Below are 19513 nucleotides of genomic sequence, written 5' to 3' on the forward strand. Positions count from 1 at the left end.
CATTTGTTTGTGGTGGATGTCAAGTTATTTAGACATCTTTTTTACCAGCTAATAAGTACAATGCAGCCATACGTGTTGCTACACCATTTTCTACTTGATCGAGAATGATTGCATTTTCTGCATCAGCCACATCTGAAGTAATTTCAACTCCTCTGTTGATGGGACCTGGGTGCATTACTACAATTTCTTTATCTAATTGTTGAAGAATCTCTTTTGTTAAACCAAAGTTTTGTGAGTATTCTCTTACCGAAGGGAAATTTTTCACCAATTGACGTTCCATTTGAATACGTAACATATTGGCAACATCACACCATTGTAAGGCTTTTATTAAGTCGTGTTCAACGCGTACACCTAGATCTCTAATGTATCTAGGGATTAAAGTATGCGGACCACAAACCATCACTTCAGCGCCTAATTTTTGTAGAGCAAAAATGTTAGATAAAGCGACTCTTGAGTGTAAAATATCACCAACAATCACCACTTTCTTTCCTTCTACATTACCCAATTTTTCACGAATTGAATATGTATCCAAAATTGCTTGAGTAGGGTGTTCGTGTGTACCATCACCCGCATTTAGGATTGTTGCATCGATATGTTTTGCTAAGAAGTGTGGAGCACCAGGACTAGAGTGACGCATTACGATCATGTCTACTTTCATTGACAAGATGTTGTTCACAGTATCCAATAAAGTTTCTCCTTTCTTTACTGAACTTCCACTTGAAGAGAAGTTGATCACATCTGCTGAAAGTCTTTTTTCAGCGAGTTCAAATGATAACTTTGTTCGGGTAGAGTTTTCAAAGAAAACATTAGCGATAGTAATATCTCTTAGAGAAGGTACTTTTTTGATAGGTCGGTTGATAACCTCTTTAAATTGATCTGCTGTTTGAAAGATCAGTTCTAAGTCTTCTCTCGTAAGATCTTTTATTCCAAGTAGATGTTTCTGACTTAACATTATATGAATATCTGCAAGAAATTGAATTATATAAAAAAACGGCAACCAAAAGGGAAAGCCGTTATAAAATTATTGATTAATAAGCCAAAGAGTGTCTTCATCATGACCCTCTTCTTTCCATTCTGCTTGAATGTATTGTGATTGGATTGAATTCACTACTTTACCAACGTAAGTAGGTTCAATTGGCAAATCACGGCTATATTTTCTGTCTACTAAACAAAGTAGTTCTACTTTTTGAGGACGACCAAATGCCATCATCGCATCTAAGGCAGAACGGATAGATCTTCCTGTAAAGACAACATCATCGATAAGAATTACATTCATATCTTCGATAAGAAACGGGATATCTGTTTTGCTTGGCGTTAGAATATTTTGTCCTCTTCGGAAATCATCACGGTGGAATGTGATGTCCAATTGACCTAAAGGAACTTCAACTTTAGCCAATTCAAAAATTCTTTTTTTGATTCTTTCAGAAAGAACGATGCCTCCCTGTTGAAGACCAATAATCACAGTGTTTGAGAAATCACCATGATTCTCAATCAACTGTTGACTCAGTCTACTGATTGTAATGTCAAGTAATTGACTTTGTAAAATGCTTACTTTTGCCATTCTCTATTTCTAGAATTATAAAGGAGAATTTACCTTCTCGATTCTAAATTGTAAATCTATGAATTTTATTGAAGATTTGTATAAAAACCTCGCATTTTGATAAGTTCTTTTAACGAATTACAATGTCTGAACAAATGATGTTTTTCGTCAGGATGCTTTTCTGCTAATTCTTCAAAAGAAACAAAGACCATATTATCAATGGTTTGCTTATCCTTAGCCATTTCTGGATCAGTTCCTGTAATTAGCGTTCCATTTATTTTTTTTACTTTAAAAAATAATTCAATACCATGTAATGGGAGGTCAAAAAATTCATGTGTAAACATAAATTCTTCAATTTCAACTTGAAGACCTGTTTCTTCTAAAAATTCTCTTTTAATAGCATCTTCAACAGATTCTCCATATTCTAAGCCACCTCCAGGAGGAGCCCAGAATATTCCTTTTTTTCCGATTCCATGATGTACAGCCATCAATACTTTGTCGTCTTCAACTAATACACCACACACACGCACACGTAGTCGATGACCAAATGCTTTTTCTACATCTTCTTTAGAAGCCTTTTCTTTTTCTGCCATTTTTTTCAATTTTGACAAATATAAAAAGACAAAATTGATGAATGAAAAATTATCTTTCATCAGATTCTATCTTTATATTTAGCTTCTATATAAAAAACTACGATTGACAAATTATGCTTCAACCAAACGAAAAATATACTATACTCTTAAACGAAATTTCAATTCTAACGAACCGTATTTCTTCGAGAAGTAAAGAAAATAAACTTAAGTCTTTTAGAATATATATTAGTATCGCGATTGCATCAGCATTGATTACAGTCTTGGTGGCCATTTCAAACGATATGCCAGAAGAGTACCAACTACTCACTAAGGTTATTACCTTGTTGCTAAGCGGTTTTACCACGGTGATGGCTGCATGGGACGGCTTTTACAACCACAAACAGTTGTGGGTGAATTATGGTGAAACTAGAAATCATCTAAGAGCCTTAGAGTTGAAAATGAAGCTTATGGATACGAAGGAAAGAGAAAATGATTTCTTATTAAATGAAGTTTATGAGGAATTTCAAGAGGTATTACAACATGGTAATTCAAATTGGAAAGCTCTACGAATGGAAAAAGGAGATAAGGCACCTTTGAAGGAATAATTCAACTGAAAAATGAAAACTATACCAATTACACTTTTTTTTACATTACTATCTTTTTCAATTTATGCTCAAGAGGAAGTAATTAAATCTGATTCATTACTTTGTGAAGCTAATTTTGATTCATTGTTAAAGAAAGAAGTGTATACGATTGTAAATATTCCAGCTCATCCTAAAAATGGAATGGGAAATTTATATAAAAAATTTGGGGAAGAATTAAGGATAACTGATAAAAGCTTGATTAAAAGACTAGGTATTTCACCTAAAATCTACATTGGGTTTGTGGTTGATAAAAATTCTAAATTACAAGGTTTTAGAATTGTCAGAAGTAATTTTCCAAAGGAAGATGTCTTCATTCAGCAAATCATAAATATATTAACTGATACAGCATGGAATCCTGGAAAATGTAAAGATCAATTTGTAGATCAACTGATCATTTTACCAATAAATATCCATTTGCAATATTAAAAAATGCCTGTAAGTTTCTCCAACCTACAGGCATTTATATTTATAAAATGAAGAAAAAACTAAATTCGTTTTTCATTCTTCACTTTTCATTTTTCATTCAAAAAAACAGCGATTATCCTCTCATTTCAGCTGAGTATTCCTTCACAGTGTTGATGAATACTTTCACTTTTTCTGGGTCAATATCAGGATAAACACCGTGACCTAAGTTAGCAATATGCTTATCAGGACCAAATTTATCTAACATTGCCTTCGTAGCTTTTACGATATCAGCATCAGAACCGTATAAAGCACAAGGATCAAGGTTACCTTGTAATACTTTACCGTTAGTTAATGCTCTTGATTCAGCAATATCCATGTTCCAATCTAGACCAACTGTGTTACAGTTTGATTGACCTATTGCTTCTCTAGCAAAGTAAGCACCTTTCGCAAAAACAGTTTTTGGTACTTCTGTAATAGCATCACAGATTTGATTAATGTATGGCATCGCAAAAACAGCATATTGCTCAGGAGATAAAATACCTGCCCATGAATCAAAGATTTGGATCATATCAGCTCCAACTTCGATCTGTGCTTTTAAATAAGCAATAGTACTATCCGTAATCATCTGTAATAGTTGATGAGAGAATTCAGGATTCGTATAGAACATTTTCTTTGCTTTAGAGAATGTTTTTGAACCTTGACCTTCGATCATATAACAGAAGATAGTGAACGGAGCACCTGCAAAACCAATCAAAGGAACTCTACCGTTCAATTCTTTTTTCGTCAGTTTAATGGCATCTAATACATAACCAAGGTCTGACTGAACATCTGCTACTCTGATTTTCTTTAGATCAGCTTCTGTTTGAATTGTATTGGGGAAGAAAGGACCTCTTTTCTCTACCATTTCATAAGGTAAGCCCATTGCTTCAGGAATTACCAAGATGTCTGAGAAGATGATTGCAGCATCAACACCTAATAAATCCACAGGTTGAATAGTTACCTCAGCCGCTAATTCTGGCGTTTGACATAATTCTACAAACCCTGAAACGCTATTTCTTACTGCTCTATATTCTGGTAAAATACGACCTGCTTGACGCATTAACCATACTGGAGTTCTTTCTGTTTTTTCTCCTTTTGCAGTACGAAGTATTAAATCGTTCATAATAAAATCTATATAAAAAGTTGTTGATGTTACTTTAATTTACAGGAGTTAACCCCAATTCCTTACCAATGTTCAGCATATAAGGTAAAGCTTCTTCTTCGGTATTTTTAATTTTACCATCTAAGATAGCTTCTCTTACTTGATCTTTGATTTGTCCAACTTCACGAGAAGGTTTGATGCCGAAAATTTCCATGATCTTTTCACCTGTAATGACAGGTTGGAAATTTCTCACTTGGTCACTTTCTTCTACTTCAACTAAGCGTGTTTCAACATAATCAAAATTAGCAAGGTATTTTTTGACTTTACGATCGTCTTTTGAAGTGATATCTGCACGACAAAGTAGCATTAAAGCTTCGATATCATCACCCGCTTCAAACAATAGGCGTCTTACTGCAGAATCTGTTACTTCCTTCTTTACCAATGCAATAGGTCTCAAATGAAGGCGTACTAATTTTTGTACAAACTTCATTTTATCATTCAATGGTAATTTAAGACGTTTGAAAATACCAGGTACCATACGAGCTCCTTTGTCTTCATGTCCATGGAATGTCCAACCTACTTTAGGATTAAAGCGTTTGGTAGGAGGCTTGGCAATATCATGTAGAATTGCAGCCCATCTCAACCAAAGATCATCTGATTTTTCAGCGACATTATCCAATACCTTTAAGGTGTGATAGAAATTGTCTTTGTGTCCTTTACCATCGCGTCTTTCAACACCATGTAAATTTTGCATTTCAGGGAAGATTAACTCTAATAATCCTGAAGTAAACAACAATTTAAAACCATAAGAAGGAAGAGGAGATAAGACGATTTTATTCAATTCGTCCATAATTCTCTCTTTTGAAACTATTTCGATACGTTCTTTATTCTCAGAAATAGCTTCAAATGTGTCTGGATCTATATCAAAAGAAAGCTGAGAGGCAAAACGAATTGCTCTCATCATTCTTAAAGGATCATCTGAAAATGTGATATTGGGCTCTAATGGAGTAATGATGTTTTTCTTTTTCAAGTCATCAACACCACCAAAAGGATCTACTAAATCTCCGTAATCGTCAAGATTTAATGAGATTGCCAACGCATTTATTGTAAAATCACGACGATTTTGATCATCTTCTAATGTACCATCTTCCACGATGGGTTTACGTGACTCTCTACGGTAGGACTCTCTACGAGCACCGACGAATTCCACTTCATATTCATCGAATTTTACCATTGCCGTACCGAAGTTCTTAAAAGTATTGCATGGTAGGTTACCACCATTTTTAGCTACTTGTTCAGCTAAGGCAATACCGCTTCCGACACAAACGATATCAATATCTTTTGAGGGACGCTTAAGAAGTAAGTCTCTAACAAAACCACCTACTAAGTAAGTTCTGAAACCAACTTCCTTTGCACTTTCAGCGACAATCTGGAAAATTGGATTTTTATCTAATGTATCTTTAAAATTGATTTCTGACACAATCAAAAAGTACTAATAAAACTATAAATTCAAATTGAATGGCAAAAATACATTTTTTTATGCTACAAATGAGATTAATAATTGATAATTGATAAACAATGTGATAAAATTGGAGGAATCTTAGATTATATTTTGCAAAATCATGTAAAGATCCGATTTTGCGACAAATTTTATGACAAGCAAATTTAATTGATATGCGTAAGTGGGAAGACCTATTATCTTTTTCTGCGATTTTATTTTTTTTAATATTACTGAATATACATTCTGATTTTCTATTCTTTCGATTAGATCTGACAGAAGAAAAAAGGTTCAGTATTAATCCTGCTACAGAAAGATTATTAAACAACCTTCCTTCTGAAGTAAAAATAGATATCTACTTGGATGGTCCTTTGAATGCTGAATTTGAGCATCTCAAACAAGCTATTCATGAAACATTGGATGAGTTTAAAATCCAATCAAATGGAAAACTAGACTATCGTTTTGTTGATCCTAATGATTTTACAGATCCAAGACAAAAGCAGGCATTTCAACAGTCATTAATTCAAAAAGGTATACCTCAAACGACCTTATTTGATGTATCGGTAAGTGGAGAACAAACACAGAAATTAATATTCCCAGGTGCTTTAGTAACTTATAATGGTAAACAAAAAGGAGTTTTATTATTAAAAGGAAATAAAGCGAGATCAGCACAAGAAAAGATAAATCAATCTATCGAAGGGGTAGAATATGAATTGGCTAGTGTGATACAAGAACTTTCTCAGCCTAAAGACAAAAAGTTAGCAATCATTCAAGGTCATGACGAATTAAGAAAAGAAGAAATGATCGAGGCTATGGCTGCTTTGGAAGATAAATATCAAGTTATAGAAGTCAATGACTTAAGTAAAATCAAACAATTTGATGGGATTATTGTCGCACAACCTAAAGCTAAATTCTCTAACAGAGATAAATATTATATCGATCAATATTTAATGGATGGAGGTAATGCCATGTTCTTAATTGATCGTGTACAAATGAATAAAGACTCTATTCCTTTAGGAGGTACTTATGCATTTGGTTATGACCTTAACATTGAAGACTTGTTTTTTAGATTAGGGATTCGCCCTAATATTAACTTGATTCAAGATCAACAAGCTGGATTGATTGAAATTGTAGCAGGTAATTTTGGTGATAAAGCAAATATCAAAAAGTTACCATGGCCTTATTTTACATACTTAAATAACTTTTCAGAACATCCAATTGTAAGAAATATGGATGTTGTTTATGGAAAATTTATTAGTACGTTGGATACCGTAAAGGCAAAAGGAATTAAGAAGACACCATTGATTTATACTTCAAATTATTCTAGGGTTAGAAATATGCCAAATATTGTTTCTCTGGATGAAATTAAAGAAGTAAAAAACAAAGAGTTATTCAATAATCCGCACCTTCCAGTAGCCTATTTATTAGAAGGTAAATTCAACTCTTTATATGCGAATCGTTTCCCTCCAAGAGGTATTCCAAAAAGTGATGTCATCAAGAAAAGTAAGCAGAAAAGTAAGGTAATCATCGTAGGAGATGGTGATATTATTAAGAATGAAATTAACCCTATCAATGGTCAAATAGAATCTATCGAATTTGATCGTTTTAGAGGACAGACTCTTTCTAACTTGGAGTTCATTAAAAATAGTGTGGATTATTTGCTAGATGATGAGGGTCTGATTTTAGCACGAAATAAAAAAGTTACATTAAGACCATTAGACTCCTTTAAAGTGCGAGAAGAAAAAGCATTCTGGCAATGGTTTAATGTTGGTCTTCCCGTATTTCTAACGGTGATTTTTGGTGTTCTTTTCATTTTCATTAGAAAACGAAAATACGAGAAATAAACTCAGAAATAATATTTAAAATAATAAGCCTATAGGAGAGATCTTATGGGCTTATTATATATACGTTAGTTTTAGTTTAATAATGAATTATTTTGTAACAAATTACCAGAGGTATGGCGTTTTAAAATTTCTTGCCTATATTTATATCAGCTTAGAACTTATTTATTATAACTATTTTATTTTAACTGAATGCAAACTTTCAATCTATTTATGAAGCATAATGTCTTTTTATGCTTGATCATCTCATTTTTTACTACTTCTATTTATGCTTATGATCCTGCTCAAAGCATTAATGGATACGATGAAATTAATTCTATCGATAATTTAAATAAAGAGCTTGTTGCTGTTGGTGGATATTCTTCTTCTGAATATGCTGGAGCAGTATATTTATTTGAAAATGTCGATGGACAATGGAATCAGATTGCTGTTCTTTCTGCTTCTGAGGGTTTACTTGCTAACAGTTGCTGGTTCGGTTATTCGGTAGCAATAGACGGTGAAACAATTATTGTTGGTGCTCCAAAATCTGGAAAAGTCTATGTTTATGAAAAGCCTGATAATGGTTGGATAGACATGACCGAAACTTATCAACTTGAATCACCATTTCCTTCAGGAGGGTATTATGGTTACTCTGTTTCACTTTCTGGAGATAGGATGGCTGTAGGGTCCTATAGATCATATTCTTATCAAGGAAGAATTGCTTTATATGAAAAGTCTCCTACAGAAAAATGGAGTGAATCGGATAAAAGTTATGAGACTTTAAAATCTTCAAATCCTCAAGCTAATGAATATATAGGTCATGAAATTATCATTAAAAATAATACACTCATTTCTGGTGCATTAGGAAATCAGAATTGGACTGGTGCTGTCTTTGTTTATGATCTTGAAAATAAGAAATTTAACTTGGGTAATGTTGTTGAGAATGCAGTACTTACATCTTCATCTGCTGATCGTCAATTGGGAGTTCATATTGCCTTTTCAGAAGATGAAAACCTTATTGCAGCAACTGATTTTGGTGATGAAAATAAATATGGAACTGTCAGAATATTTACAAAAGAAAATGGGACTTCTTGGACTTCAAGAAATGATGAAAATTTTAATATCTCATTATCAGAAAAAACAATAGGTGATCACTTTGGGTCTCAAATGAAAATTCAAGGAGATTATATTGCTATAGGAGCAAAAGGTTTTGACAACAATAAAGGTGTAATTTATGAATATGAATTGTCAAATGATCGAGGATCAGTTTTACTCCTTAATGAATATATGAATGACTCTCCACAAGTTGATGAGTATTTTGGTAATTCTTTCGCGTATTTGGGATTAGAAGAGTTTGTTTCAGCAATACCTGGAAGTAATGATGAGAAATTATATTTTTATCCAAATGAGAATAGTATAGAAATTAATTATACTAAAGCTCGACATGTTGATGTGGACGGTGATTATATGGTATTAGGTACATATGAAAGTGAAAATAATGGCCCTGGAGCTGCATTTGTATATCACTTAGAAAATGAAGAATGGGTAGAAGTAGCCAAGTTATTACCTTCTGATAGTCAAGACGGAGATCAATTTGGCTTTGCAGTAGCTATAAAAGGTTCAGAAATTATTGTAGGCGCCCCTAATAGAAATAAAAGTTATGTCTTTGAAATGCCTGAAAATGGATGGTCAAATATGACTGAAACTTTAGCAATCCCTAATCCGACTTCAAATGGAGTTTTTGGCTATAGTGTTGATATTAATTCTTCTGCAATAGTAGTTGGAGGTTATCAAATTGATAATTATTCTGGAAGAGGTTTTTACATTACAAAGACTGCTAATAGCTGGTCTGAAGGTCATAATATCCAGACATTAATTTCGCCTAATCCTACAGCGAATGAATACTTTGCACATCAGATTAGATTATCAGAGGATGCTATTTTAGTAGGTGCTTTAGGTAAAAATAATTGGTCAGGAACAGCTTACGTTTATAATATCCCAGCAGAAGGCCTTATTGGTGATACTATTACACCTGATTTTGAATTAGAAGCACCAGGTGGAGCAGATCATAATTATGGAATTCATTTAGATATTTCAGACAATAGAATTGCTATTACTGATTACGTAAGAGATTTTCATATAGAAGGTAAGGTTCACATTTTTGAAAAAGCGGAAAACACGCAATGGAGTAGTGATGTTAAACATATTACAATACATAATCCAGAACCAAACTCACAAGATGGATTCGGTACAGATGTACATTTAAATGGAGATGATTTATTGATCGGTACATATTATGAAGATATTCATGGAGTAGCTTATTTATATCATGTAAATGTACAAGACTCTATTTATAGTGCTTATGCTAAGTTTGAGCCTGAAACAGCTACCGAAATTAGATTTGGTACTGGTGTTCGTTTTCATGAAGAACAAATCATAGTCTTAGCTGAGAATAACCCTAATCAATTTATTTATACATTCTCAAAACCTACTTTTGATATAACTTCTGTTGAAAAGCAACAATTAGTATATGGTGACGAAGTAAATGTAAGTGATTACAGTGAGGCGTTAATTGGATTCATTAATAATGATTTTAAAGTAATTGATAATAAACACTATGTGAATAGAGTAGGCGACTTTTATTATACTATAACAGGTTATAAAGAAAACGTATTCTATGATCAAAATTTTAAAGTGACATCTTCTCCTGCTGAATTAGAAATCACTATTTCTGTGGAAGATGCAAATAATTTAAATCTAGAGAATTATGAAGTAGTAGGTTTGAAAAATGGAGATGAAGCTTCTGATATTTTAAGTGGTTCATTGGCTATCGAAAATACAAGTAAGGAAAATGAATTTATCATTACACAAGGTACTTTGGAAGCCAATGCTAATTACAATATCAATTTCACAGAAGTTACTTTTTCTGTAACATTACCTTCACTAGATGAATATGAAAAGGTAAGCCACATTGATGTAGATGGTGATAATATGGTATTAGGAACTTACAGCGAGAATGGAAAAGGAGCTGCTTTTGTTTATCACTTCGAAAATGAGCAATGGATTGAAGTTGCAAAATTAAGCCCAACAGATGGTGAAAAAAGTGATCTATTTGGCTTTGCTGTTGGTATTCAGGATGATGTTATTGTTGTAGGTGCTCCTAAAGCAGATAAAGCATATATTTTTGAAATGCCTGAGGGTGGTTGGTCTGATATGTTTGAAACAAAGAAACTTACATCAGAAGTATCAGGTTATTTTGGTTATTCTGTGGATATTCAAGATAATATGGTCGTAGTGGGTGCTTATCAAACAAATGCATATGCAGGTAAGGTTTATATTTATCAAAAAACAGAAGCATCATGGTTAGGTGAATTAAATTCTAAACAATTAGTTTCTCCAAATCCTGCCACTAATGAATATTTTGGTCATGTTATTAAACTTCATGGTAATACTTTAGCAGTGAATGCTTTGGGGAATAATAATTGGAAAGGTACTGTCTATGTATATAATCTTGATGAAAATGGAGATTTAGATACTACACAAACTCCAGCTGATTTATCTGTTTCTAATTCTGGTGAAGATTATCAATATGGTATTCATATTGATCTTTATAAAAACACAATTTTAGTGACGGATTATGGAAGAGATGCTATCGGAAATGTATATGTTTATCAAAGAGATAATGGACAACCTTGGACTGATAGAACTGAAAATTATGTAATTGAAAATCCAACTCAAGAATTGGGTAGTGGTTTTGGAAGTTCAATTCATATTAAAGGTGATACAGTAGCAATTGGGGCTTACAGAGCTGATGGTATTGGAGCTGCTCATATTTTTACCTTAAATGATAATGAAGCAGAATGGATTCATACTTATCAATTAGAAGATGGAGAAACAGATGAACTATTTGGTCATGACGTTAAGTTAATGGAAGACCATATAGTTGTTGTCTCTCCAAATAGAGTTGGAGATTTCTATCATACATTCCAATTACCTACAATTGGAGAAGATAATGTTACTTCAATTGTAGGTTTAGCAAAAGAGTTACCAAAGCTGTTAAACTCAGATCCTTCATTTAGAGATAATGCTAGAGAACTTCAGTTTATTGACTTGAATAATATTCAATATGCTTTCATGATTTTAACACATGAGGGTAAGGTTCTCCAAAAAGGTAATTTATCAAAAGAAGGTAAAATTAAATTGAATAAAGCAGTTGATCATGTAATTATTCAATTAATCGATCAACAAACTCAACAAAAATATACGTTTAGATATTAAAAATCTAAAGGCACAAAAAAGGCATTTCAGTCAATTGGGTAGGTAACTATTTAAGTGTTGTTAAACCCACCTATCTATTAATATTTGGTCATTTTTAGATGGACGTCCTCTCTTTTTAGGGGGCGTCCATTTTTTTATTGACCTATGGATTAAAGTTAGCTCTTCAAAGGTAAGCATCTGATTTACAATACCAGAGGCTTCTGCAGGCGTTTTCCTCAATGATTGATGTACTCTGCAGAAGTTGTAAAAACCACCAAAAAGATATAGCCATTTTTCTGATAAGTTAGTATTCTTGACCACTGATCTACTTCTTCGTGTAAAAGTATGTATACTACTTCTCAATGTTGCATTAAACCTTTCTATAAAAGCGGTATGAATTACACCTTTTGAGTTTAATTTCTTCAACAGAAATGGAATTGCTTTTGGTGTACCCAAAGAAATAGTACAATGATTGATGCCATAGCATAAATAGCGTTTCCCTTTTCGAACATAGTTTTTAACACATTGAACTAGTACTACATTTTTGGGGAAGAAATAAGAGGATCTGCCAATTTTCCCATTTCTAGGAATTTTCTTGTTGAAATATTTTTGTATACCTGTTTTATAACTTCTTAAGCCATCTGTTGCAATAAGTAAAAACTTCTTATGATCACAACATTTTGATACCAATTCGCATAATCTATCGATTAGTAATGAGTTTCTATTTTTACTAACATGACCTCCTAGCTACAACTTATAAGTGGATGATAATGCACTTGTTACCCAATGTTTTCCTCCTGGGGTAGTAGTGTATAGCTCATCTAATTCAACCTTTTTGTGATCAATGGGTTGAACAACAAATTGATGATGAATATTTTCAAAATGGTTTCCAAAATCAATAATCCAATTATTGATAGTTTCACGTCGATGTAAGAACACTTTTTCAATGGCATGCAAGGGACATCCATATAAAATCAGCATTAAAACCATTTTAATGTGATCCATTGAATGACGTTTACGATACATAGGAGTGAGTGCTCTTACTGAAAAAGTTTTTCCACATTCCTTACATTTTAATCGACCTTGTTTAAAATTAAGGCCAATTTTATTACCTTTATTGTAGTGTCCTCGAGCATGGCAGTGTTCGTTTACACAACAAAAATCCTGAGTTTTTATTTGCATTGTAATACAAATTACTTACTCAGGATTTTATTTTTTGATGACTAACAACACTTAACTAGTGTGCTACCGTCAATTGAAATGCTTTTTTTTATCCTTTTTTCTTTTTCAAGAATAGAAATATATCAAATAAAAATAAGTTTCGAATTTGTATCCAAACAATCGGTCTTGTGGCTTTAAAGAAGAAACTCGTCACATAAAGACTAAAGAATTGGGTAATCAGAGTGGCATAAGCAGCACCTTTACTACCATATTCTGGGATGAGATATAAGTTGAGACCAATATTAATGATACTCCCAGAGATGGTACTAAACATAATTATATGTTGATTATTTGAGAGTGATAAATAATTGGATCTCAATGAAGCATTAAATAGAAATATAGCTCCTATGCATTGTATGGAGAAGATATAATAAGATGGTAGAAAGGCTTCACCAAATAGAAATAAAATGACCCATTCACCTAAAAGCCAATTAAAAACACAACCTACATAGGCAAGTACAGTAAGCATAGAAGTTGCTTTTTTGTACCTATCATAAAATTGATCTCTCGAATCCCGATTCCATAATTCAATAAATGGAGGATAAACTGAAGCGAGAATAATTCCAATTACAGATATCGGGATGTCATATAATTTGCTAGCAGTCCCATAAATACCTACATCATATGTTGAATCTCGAAGATCACCAAGCATAATTTGGTCGATTTTAGAATAAATAATGTAGGCTAAACTAGATATTGCTAAAGGCCAAGAGTCTCTGATTAAGGCTTTTAAATAATTCCAATCAAATTTCCATAGTCTTATTTTTTTCGTGTCAAAAATATACATTGTCAATAGGAAAAGACTACCAACACCTATATCTAAGAAATTAACAAGAGCAAAAAAGAATAACGTACTGTTCTGATAAATCAAAAGTACCTTAATTAAAGAAAAGGATATAAAGGATATATTTTTTACAATCACTGTCTTTTTTACATCAAGATGTGCTTGATAAAAATATTGTATGATGTCACTGGTTTGAAAAAATAATCCTGATGCTCCCAGGAAGCCTAAGGTTAACAATAGGGAGGACTCAACTTCCGAAAAGAAGTAGATATAAAATAGAATGCCGATTCCACTAATAATAGAGGTAAGTGTCCTAAAAGCAGTAGCCGTACCTAAGATAGTCTCCTGAGAAAAGGTTTTGCTTAATAGGTCGCGAATTACAATTCTTTCTAAACCAAAAGAAGCAATACTAGTAAACATAGCTGTTAGTGCAATTGCATATTCCCAAAGGCCAACATCTTCTACACCTAAGTATTTTCTTACCCAAGAGTTGATAAATAAACCTACAAGAATTCTTGAAACCTTATCAAAAGCGAGCCAGTTCAGATTTTTGAAGATGGCGATTACACCTTCTTTTTTTCTCCATTTATTAAAATCATTGATAAGTTTTTTCATGCACTAGTGCTAATCACTCTTTGGTTTTTACTTCCTTTTAGTAAAAAATAGGTACGGGAAGTAGGAAAAATTAAATAAATATAATTGTAGTGAATGGATTACTTCATGAAAAACAACTAGATAGCTATCGTACATTGATCCGTCACAAATTTATTGAATACAAATTTATTATTTTCTCTGAGTAATAAACATGTTATTTTGTAATTTCGCTTTTTTGAAAGATAGCTTTGACTACGAATACAACTTTTTTTAGTACTGAATAGTTGAAATGTTTTTTAAATTTGTAGTTGTCGTTACTACCATTTTTGGTTAGAGATGTAACATTAATATGTTTTCCACTTTTCTATCTCATCGAAATAAAATAGAAAGTTTGAGGTTCAATAAATAATAGTTTAATGTCGAGAGTAAAAACAGAAGCTTTAATAAAAGAATGGTTACCTAAAAAGGTGTATGTGCCTCTTTTTAAGCGATTTGCAGATTTACAGTTTTTGACTTTTTCCAATAATAACTTGGTGAAGCAAAATAAGGCATTAAAAAATTCAAAAGTGGGTAAGAGATGCTTTATGATTGCAACGGGTCCATCCTTAAAATTAGAAGATTTATCTTTATTAAAAGGAGAAGATTGTTACACGATTAGTAATGCTTTTTTGCACAAAGACATCCAAAGTATTAATCCTATCGCACACTTTTTTGCTCCATATCATCAACCCTTGATCTTGGAAAATTATTTGGATTGGTTACAAAAATCGGATGAAGAATTACCATCTCAAACTAAAATAGTTACAGGACATAAGAATATTCCGTACTTAAAAAACAGACCTTCACTTTTTAAGAATAGAAACGTAGAGCATTTATTTTTATCAAGACATACAGAGGATTTTGAAAACATTGCTAAACCGATGATTTCGCCTATTAATGGTCCCCAAATGATGATACCTTATTTACTTTATTTGGGCTATTCAGAAATTTATATGTTAGGTTGTGATAGTACAGTGATGAGGGATTACAAAAAAGAAAATATCGCCCATTTTTACGATTCAAAGAAAAATGATGTCCGTAAAAATGCATCGGACAAAAATTCTTGGTCAAAGGCGGTCACACAGTTTAAATCTCAATATGATCAATTTAAGATCTATGAGCACTTCAATACGGCAAAGTCAGTAAAAGAAGGAAATCAAAAAATAATCAATTTATCAAAAGACAGTTGGATTGATTCCTATCCATTTGATACTTTAGACAATATTATCGCTAACAACAAATGAAAATAGTTCATATCAGCACATACCCAAATGGAGGAGCAGGAAATGCAGCTTATAGATTGCACGATGCTATTTTGGATCAAGGAGTTGACTCAAAGGTGATTACAAGAGCTGAAACTTTAGATAAAAGAGAAGTATATGCTTTTAATCCTTCAATTTGGTTTAGACGACTATCTACCCTTTGGAAAGCAATCAAAATACTTCCCAAAGTATTAAAAGAAGACAAAGATTGTGAAGGATTTACTTCACCGCTTTCATTATATAGAATTGAACAACATAGAGATGTACAAGAAGCTGATATTGTGATTGTACATTGGGCGAGTAATTTCATAGATTACCCATCGTTTTTCAAAAATATCAACAAACCCGTTTATATCTTTTTACACGATATGAATCACTTTCATGGAGGGTATCATTACAAAAATGATGTAACTAGATTTACCCAATACCATGCTCTGGAAGAAAAGTTTGTTGCTATCAAAAAGAAAGCCTATCAGTATGGGGATATAGAAGTAATGGCACCTTCTAACTGGATGATTGAAGCATCAAAAAATAGTGAATTACTCGGGAGATTTAAACATACTAAATGCTATTATGCTCTAAATGAGAATAATTTAAAACCCTATGATAATGCAGAAGCTAGAGCTCATTTTGGTTTGCCAAAAGAGGGAAAAGTATTACTATTTATAGCAGAGAGAATTTCAAATTATAGAAAAGGAGCAAAACTACTTTTTGAAGCCTTACAAAAGGTGAAGTTTGAAAATACGCATTTATTGGTGGTAGGGAATTACGATGAATCAATTTTCCATATGGATAATATCTATACTACAGGTGTATTGAAATCAGAAAAAGAAATGGCTTTGGCATATAGTGCCTCTGATTTATTTATACTTCCAAGTAGAGAGGACAATCTACCCAATGTAATGTTGGAAAGCTTATATTGTGGCACGCCAATTATTACTTTTAGCAATGGAGGAATGAATGAAATTATAAAAGAAAGTAATGGAATATTGTTGGATGAGATTTCTTCAGATCGATTAGCAGATGGGCTAACGTCATGGATGAAAGAAAATAAAGACTACGATAGGGCATTAATTCGAAGAAATGCAGTAGAATTGTTTAATATTGAAACTGCAGGACGTAATTTAAAGCAAATTTTAGAAGAAAGATTAAAGAAAGAAATTTCATAAACTAATATGAGTGATAATAAACTTTTAAAATACAGTTGGGCATTTGTCATCCCACTATTTTTTATTTTAACGGCAATCTATTTTAGCCCTGAATTTTTAGACAACAAATCCTTACAACAAGGAGATTTAGTTCATTTTGAAGGAATGTCTCATTCTTCTCAAATTGAAGCAGAGAAAACAGGTGAAGCACCACTTTGGAATTCAGCCATGTTTTCTGGTATGCCTGAACTTATTACATCAAGTATAAAAGGAGATCCTACACACTTACTCTATACAATGTCCATGGGTTTCATGTATGATACCTATGAAACACCGATGACTGTCATGTTATTAATGGTTGGTATTTGGATTGGATTAATGTGCTTTAGAGTAAATCCTTGGATTGCAGCATTTATATCGGCAGCCTTTTCTTTCAATACATTTTATATCACTTCATTAGAGGCAGGACACGTGACGAAGCTTTGGGCTATAGGTTATGGTGCAATGGTATTGGGTGCAATGCGTTTGATTTTTGATAAGAAATGGTTGATGGGTGCAGCTCTTTTGGCAACATCTGTTGCTTTAGAACTAAGAGCAGGTCACTACCAAATCACGTACTATTTATGTTTTGTGATTTTAATCTATGGTTTATCAGAATTATTCTTTGCGTATAAAAGAGGTGAGTTAAATATTTTTCTTACACGTGTGATTCCAATTGGTATAGTTGCTGCAACATTAGGAGCTTCAACTCAGATATGGAGAGTATGGACAACTCAAGAATATGCAACGTATTCTATTCGTGGTCAAAAAGAACTTTCTGCTCTTCCAGGACAAGAAAAAAATCATACAGAAGAAGGCCTTGATAAAGATTATGCTTTTAGTTGGAGTGAAGGTAAAATGGAATCATTGACTTTGATCTCTCCAAACTTCTATGGCGGTAGTAGCCAAGAAAGAGTAACAACAGATGGTCCTTTGGCTGCACAATTAGAAAAAGCAGCAGGAAAGCAACAAGCTAAAAATATTGTTGAAAATGAAAACTTTAAACTGCCGTTATATTTTGGCGAGCAACCTTTTACAGGAGGTCCAATTTATCAAGGTGTTTTAATTTCATTCTTCTTTATTCTTGCATTATTTGTACTAGATGCAAGACAAAGAGCATGGCTAATTGGTGGTACATTAATTACACTAATGTTTGCATGGGGTAAACATTTGGAGTGGTTCAATTATACCTTATTTGATATCCTTCCTGGTATGAATAAATTCAGAACTCCAGCGATGGCACTTGGAGTTGGATGTATTGTTATGGCAATGGGTGCAGCTTTAGGTTTGAATAAAATACTAGAGGAAGGATGGACAGAAAAAACTCAAAAAGCATTTATTAAAGCAGCAGGTACTACTTTTGGTTTATTAATCTTAATGTGGTTGGGTGCTGGAATGATGGATGTAAGTGGTGCTAGAGATGCTTCTATTTTCCAACAAATGTTTGGTATTCAAGATCAAAGAATGATCAGCCAATTTACGAATGCTTTAGATGAGGAAAGAATTACAATTATTAGAGGTGATATCACTCGCTCTATCCTCTTTTTAATAGTAGCTGTAGGAGTTATTTTTGCTTTCTCAAAGAAGAAATTAAATACTACAATTGCGATCATCGTTTTAGGTGTATTGACATTAGGTGATGTTTGGAGCGTAGCAAAAAGATACGTTAATGAAGCTTCTTTCCAGAAACAATCGAATAAGAATTACCATGTTCCTTCTGCTGCGGATAAAGCTATTTTGAAGGACCCTGATCCAAATTATAGAGTATTGAATTTGACGTCGAATACTTTTAATGAATCGAATACTTCTTATTTCCATAAATCAATTGGTGGTTACTCAGCAATTAAATTGAGGAGATACCAAGATTTAATCGAAAGAGAATTAATGAGAGAAATGCAAACGTTGGCAAATGGTGTTCAGAAGGGTGATTCTATGACGATTAGAGCTACTCCAGCCTTGAACATGTTAAACATGAAGTATGCTATATTGGGAACTTCAGCTCAAGCTGTTTATAGAAATCCTAATGCTTTAGGAAATGCATGGTTTGTTGATAAAGTACTAAAAGTAAATTCGGCAGACGAGGAAATGGAAGCTTTAGGAACTATTGATCCAAGTTTCCAAGCTATCGTAGATGTACAAAGATTCCCAGATGCAGATATTGCAACAAACTATTCGAATGGAGATAACATTAAATTGACGTCATTTAATCAAAGAAGATTAAAATATAATGCAGAAACGAAAAAAGGTGGTTTTGCAGTATTCTCAGAAATTTACTATCCAGCTGGATGGGTTGCTAAAATTGATGGTGAAGAAGTAGATATCGTTAGAACAAATTATCTATTAAGAGGTTTACATATTCCTGCAGGTACGCATGAAATCACTTTTGATTTTGATCCTAATTCATATGTGATGGGTGGTTTATTCTCAAAAATCGCCGGCTACATTACATTATTACTGCTTTTTGGAGCAGTAGGATTAATGATTTATAAAGAGACAAAGAAATAAGTCAATATAAATACGACAAAAAGAGGTTATTCCTTCACTTGAGG

15 protein-coding genes are annotated in these 19513 nt (G+C 32.8%); 7 read left to right on the plus strand and 8 right to left on the minus strand.

Annotated features, from left to right (window positions below; all coding sequences use genetic code 11):
• Window positions 1–28: 28 nt before the first annotated feature.
• The 3 genes from ACXAHM_RS16295 to ACXAHM_RS16305 all read right to left on the minus strand — a co-directional run bounded on the left by ACXAHM_RS16295 (window position 29) and on the right by ACXAHM_RS16305 (window position 2133).
• Complete coding sequence (locus ACXAHM_RS16295; protein WP_474961799.1) at window positions 29–952, minus strand: aspartate carbamoyltransferase catalytic subunit; 924 nt, start codon at window positions 950–952, stop codon at window positions 29–31.
• A gap of 69 nt (window positions 953–1021) precedes the next feature.
• Entirely contained in the window at window positions 1022–1561 is a 540-nt protein-coding gene (gene pyrR, locus ACXAHM_RS16300) for a bifunctional pyr operon transcriptional regulator/uracil phosphoribosyltransferase PyrR (protein WP_474961803.1), read from the minus strand.
• A 65-nt stretch (window positions 1562–1626) separates the two neighbouring features.
• A complete protein-coding gene (locus tag ACXAHM_RS16305; protein ID WP_474961807.1) occupies window positions 1627–2133 on the minus strand; it encodes an NUDIX domain-containing protein in 507 nt (168 codons plus the stop codon).
• Between the two features lie 113 nt (window positions 2134–2246).
• Here ACXAHM_RS16305 and ACXAHM_RS16310 point away from each other — a divergent pair, with 113 nt between their 5' ends.
• Window positions 2247–2717, plus strand: a complete 471-nt coding sequence (locus ACXAHM_RS16310; RefSeq protein ID WP_474961810.1) for a DUF4231 domain-containing protein — start codon at window positions 2247–2249, stop codon at window positions 2715–2717.
• 12 nt (window positions 2718–2729) lie between these two features.
• The gene (locus tag ACXAHM_RS16315; RefSeq protein WP_474961813.1) at window positions 2730–3182 is read left to right on the plus strand and encodes a hypothetical protein; all 453 of its coding nucleotides are present in this window, start codon (window positions 2730–2732) and stop codon (window positions 3180–3182) included.
• A gap of 112 nt (window positions 3183–3294) precedes the next feature.
• Here the strand turns inward: ACXAHM_RS16315 and hemE are convergent, their stop codons facing one another.
• Window positions 3295–4323: a uroporphyrinogen decarboxylase gene (hemE, locus tag ACXAHM_RS16320; protein WP_474961816.1), complete on the minus strand. Its 1029-nt coding sequence runs from the start codon at window positions 4321–4323 to the stop codon at window positions 3295–3297.
• 34 nt (window positions 4324–4357) lie between these two features.
• Entirely contained in the window at window positions 4358–5773 is a 1416-nt protein-coding gene (locus ACXAHM_RS16325) for a CCA tRNA nucleotidyltransferase (RefSeq protein WP_474961900.1), read from the minus strand.
• A 203-nt stretch (window positions 5774–5976) separates the two neighbouring features.
• Here ACXAHM_RS16325 and gldG point away from each other — a divergent pair, with 203 nt between their 5' ends.
• Together gldG and ACXAHM_RS16335 are read left to right on the plus strand one after the other, a co-directional pair.
• The gene (gldG, locus tag ACXAHM_RS16330; protein ID WP_474961819.1) at window positions 5977–7644 is read left to right on the plus strand and encodes a gliding motility-associated ABC transporter substrate-binding protein GldG; all 1668 of its coding nucleotides are present in this window, start codon (window positions 5977–5979) and stop codon (window positions 7642–7644) included.
• Window positions 7645–7833: 189 nt separating this feature from the next.
• Window positions 7834–11898 (plus strand): hypothetical protein, encoded by a 4065-nt coding sequence (locus tag ACXAHM_RS16335; RefSeq protein ID WP_474961822.1) that lies wholly within the window; start codon window positions 7834–7836, stop codon window positions 11896–11898.
• Window positions 11899–11958: 60 nt separating this feature from the next.
• Here ACXAHM_RS16335 and ACXAHM_RS16340 read toward each other — a convergent pair whose 3' ends face one another.
• The 3 genes from ACXAHM_RS16340 to ACXAHM_RS16350 form a co-directional block, all read right to left on the minus strand.
• Complete coding sequence (locus ACXAHM_RS16340) at window positions 11959–12567, minus strand: integrase core domain-containing protein (RefSeq protein WP_474961824.1); 609 nt, start codon at window positions 12565–12567, stop codon at window positions 11959–11961.
• A gap of 57 nt (window positions 12568–12624) precedes the next feature.
• Window positions 12625–12882, minus strand: a complete 258-nt coding sequence (locus ACXAHM_RS16345) for a hypothetical protein (protein WP_474961829.1) — start codon at window positions 12880–12882, stop codon at window positions 12625–12627.
• 265 nt (window positions 12883–13147) lie between these two features.
• A complete protein-coding gene (locus tag ACXAHM_RS16350; RefSeq protein WP_474961832.1) occupies window positions 13148–14497 on the minus strand; it encodes a flippase in 1350 nt (449 codons plus the stop codon).
• 395 nt (window positions 14498–14892) lie between these two features.
• Between ACXAHM_RS16350 and ACXAHM_RS16355 the strand changes: the two genes are divergently transcribed.
• Genes ACXAHM_RS16355 through ACXAHM_RS16365 form a run of 3 tightly spaced genes read left to right on the plus strand, consistent with a single transcriptional unit; the run spans window position 14893 to window position 19469 of the window.
• Window positions 14893–15759: a hypothetical protein gene (locus ACXAHM_RS16355; protein ID WP_474961834.1), complete on the plus strand. Its 867-nt coding sequence runs from the start codon at window positions 14893–14895 to the stop codon at window positions 15757–15759.
• Window positions 15756–16946, plus strand: coding sequence for a glycosyltransferase (locus ACXAHM_RS16360; protein WP_474961836.1), 1191 nt, complete (start codon window positions 15756–15758; stop codon window positions 16944–16946). The genes ACXAHM_RS16355 and ACXAHM_RS16360 overlap by 4 nt, the downstream gene beginning before the upstream one ends.
• A 6-nt stretch (window positions 16947–16952) precedes the next feature.
• Window positions 16953–19469 carry a YfhO family protein gene (locus ACXAHM_RS16365; RefSeq protein WP_474961838.1) on the plus strand — a complete coding sequence of 839 codons (2517 nt, stop codon included), beginning with the start codon at window positions 16953–16955 and terminating at the stop codon, window positions 19467–19469.
• Window positions 19470–19513 lie beyond the last annotated feature (44 nt).

The organism is Flammeovirga sp. AWQ4_249, assembly GCF_056161045.1.

Excerpts from the sequence above, each read along its gene's own strand:
- ACXAHM_RS16295 (WP_474961799.1), bottom strand. The coding sequence starts at position 952 with ATGTTAAGTCAGAAACATCTACTTGGAATAAAAGATCTTACGAGAGAA.
- pyrR (WP_474961803.1), bottom strand. The coding sequence starts at position 1,561 with ATGGCAAAAGTAAGCATTTTACAAAGTCAATTACTTGACATTACAATC.
- ACXAHM_RS16305 (WP_474961807.1), bottom strand. The coding sequence starts at position 2,133 with ATGGCAGAAAAAGAAAAGGCTTCTAAAGAAGATGTAGAAAAAGCATTT.
- ACXAHM_RS16310 (WP_474961810.1), top strand. The coding sequence starts at position 2,247 with ATGCTTCAACCAAACGAAAAATATACTATACTCTTAAACGAAATTTCA.
- ACXAHM_RS16315 (WP_474961813.1), top strand. The coding sequence starts at position 2,730 with ATGAAAACTATACCAATTACACTTTTTTTTACATTACTATCTTTTTCA.
- hemE (WP_474961816.1), bottom strand. The coding sequence starts at position 4,323 with ATGAACGATTTAATACTTCGTACTGCAAAAGGAGAAAAAACAGAAAGA.
- gldG (WP_474961819.1), top strand. The coding sequence starts at position 5,977 with ATGCGTAAGTGGGAAGACCTATTATCTTTTTCTGCGATTTTATTTTTT.
- ACXAHM_RS16335 (WP_474961822.1), top strand. The coding sequence starts at position 7,834 with ATGCAAACTTTCAATCTATTTATGAAGCATAATGTCTTTTTATGCTTG.
- ACXAHM_RS16345 (WP_474961829.1), bottom strand. The coding sequence starts at position 12,882 with ATGGATCACATTAAAATGGTTTTAATGCTGATTTTATATGGATGTCCC.
- ACXAHM_RS16350 (WP_474961832.1), bottom strand. The coding sequence starts at position 14,497 with ATGAAAAAACTTATCAATGATTTTAATAAATGGAGAAAAAAAGAAGGT.
- ACXAHM_RS16355 (WP_474961834.1), top strand. The coding sequence starts at position 14,893 with ATGTCGAGAGTAAAAACAGAAGCTTTAATAAAAGAATGGTTACCTAAA.
- ACXAHM_RS16360 (WP_474961836.1), top strand. The coding sequence starts at position 15,756 with ATGAAAATAGTTCATATCAGCACATACCCAAATGGAGGAGCAGGAAAT.
- ACXAHM_RS16365 (WP_474961838.1), top strand. The coding sequence starts at position 16,953 with ATGAGTGATAATAAACTTTTAAAATACAGTTGGGCATTTGTCATCCCA.